The sequence below is a fragment of the Micromonospora sp. NPDC051296 genome, assembly GCF_040682255.1.
In the GTDB taxonomy this organism is placed as follows: domain Bacteria; phylum Actinomycetota; class Actinomycetes; order Mycobacteriales; family Micromonosporaceae; genus Micromonospora; species Micromonospora craterilacus.
In genome coordinates, this window is the sequence record NZ_JBFBAO010000093.1 from 1 (window position 1) to 1777 (window position 1777).

The 1777-nt window shown below is 75.7% G+C and carries 2 protein-coding genes; both read right to left on the reverse strand.

Annotation, left to right across the window (positions count from 1 at the left end; translation table 11 throughout):
- Nucleotides 1–192: 192 nt before the first annotated feature.
- Nucleotides 193–1155, reverse strand: coding sequence for an ATP-dependent DNA ligase (locus AB0M52_RS12810; RefSeq protein WP_363952690.1), 963 nt, complete (start codon nt 1153–1155; stop codon nt 193–195).
- Nucleotides 1156–1201: 46 nt separating this feature from the next.
- Nucleotides 1202–1777 (reverse strand): isocitrate lyase/phosphoenolpyruvate mutase family protein (locus AB0M52_RS12815; RefSeq protein WP_363952692.1); only part of this gene is annotated, 576 nt, incomplete at its 5' end.

Sequence of the window (1777 nt, forward strand, 5' to 3'; positions counted from 1 at the left end):
GCAGCGGCCGGCCTGCCAAATCCGATGAACGAGCGAGGCGGTTCGCCGCTGCGCGGGTTCGCGGGTGCCGAACCGCCTGAAGCGTGACGGACCGGCGCACCGCCGCGTCTGGGAGCGGCGACCCGAGCCGTCGGGGCGGCGACCAGCGCGGCGACCACGGATCGCGGGGCCGGGCGGGTGGTTGCCGCGTACTCAGTCGGCGGCGGCGCGCCGGGCGCGGGCCCGGCGCCGGCCCTCGTGCATGGCCTGCACCCTCGGCACCGGGATGGACCGGCCCTCCTCGACCAGCTCGGCGGGGAGCTGCTGCGGCTCGGGCATCAGCTCCGCCCACGGGTCCCGGTCCGCCATCAGCTCGGGGGCCGTCCGAATGGTGAAATCGGCCGGGGTCACGGACTCCAGGTCGGCCCAGGGCACCGGGAAGGAGACCGGCACCCCCGGCCGCAGCCGCGGACTGTAGACCGACACGACGGTCGCGCCGCCGGACCGGGTGGGGTCGACGAAGACCTTTCCGCCCCGGTCCTCCCGGATGAACGCGGTGGTCGCCAGCGCCGGGTCCAGCCGTTCCGCGCGGGCCGCGAGGGCCCGGGTGGCGGCGGCGAGTTGCTCGGCGTCCGGGCCGGGCGCTATCGGGACGAAGACGTGCACCCCCTTGGCTCCGCTGGTCTTCACCGCGCCGGCCAGCCCGGCGTCCGTCAGGGCCTGCCGGACCAGCAGGGCGGTGGCCACCCCGGCGGCGAAGCCGCCGTCGTCCGGCGGGTCGAGATCGAGCACCAGGTGGGTGGGGCGGCTCAGGTCGTCGACCGTGGCCAGGGTCGGGTGGTACTCCACCGCCCGCTGGTTGGCGAACCAGAGCAGGGTGCGGCGATCGTCGCAGAGCCCGTACGAGATCTCCCGGCGGGACGCCTCGGCCCAGATCGGCACTCGGGCCACCCAGTCCGGGGTGTAGCGCGGCAGGTTCTTCTGCATGAACGGCGGCTGCCCCGGGCGCACCCGGACCACCGACAGCGGGCGCCCGCGCAGCTGCGGGACGATCCGGTCGGCCGCCGCGTCGAGGTAGTCGACCAGGTCGCGTTTGGCCGCGCCGGCTCCGTCGAACAACGTCTGGTCGAGGTTGGTCAGCGCCACCCCGTCCCGGGTCTCGTCAGCCCCGCTCATCCGAACACCATCCCGGCCCGACGGCCGGTGGTCAACCGGAACACGGTCAGTTCAGCGGTTCCCCGGCGGCGGCCGCGGCCAGCAGCCGGGCGGTGTGGGCGCGGGTGGCGGCGTACAGGCCGGTGCCGTAGCTGACCCGGGCCACCCCGAGCGCGGCCAGTTCGGCCACCGCCGGTGCCCCCGGCCGGGCCAGCGCGTTCACCGGTGCCTCGACGGCCTCGACGAACGACCGCAGTGCGGCGAGGTCGGCGAGCACGATCGGATAGACGCAGTCCGCGCCGGCGGCCCGGTAACGGCGGGCCCGACGGATCGCCTCGGCGGGGCGCTGGGTCGGGTCGCCGGCCTGTTGGATGAAGACGTCGATCCGGGCGTTGATCACGATTGCCACTCCGGCCGCGTCGGCCGCCGCCCGTACCTCGGCCAACAGGTCGGCCTGCTCCCCGGCGTCCACCAGCGCACCGGTGCGGGGATCGGAGTCCTCCAGGTTGAGCCCGACGGCTCCGGCGGCGAGCAGTCGATCGACCAGGTCGGCCGGGCGGAGGCCGTAGCCCCGCTCCAGGTCGGCGGTGACCGGGACCGGGACCGCGCGGGCCACCCGGGCCACCGCGGCGAACATCTCCTC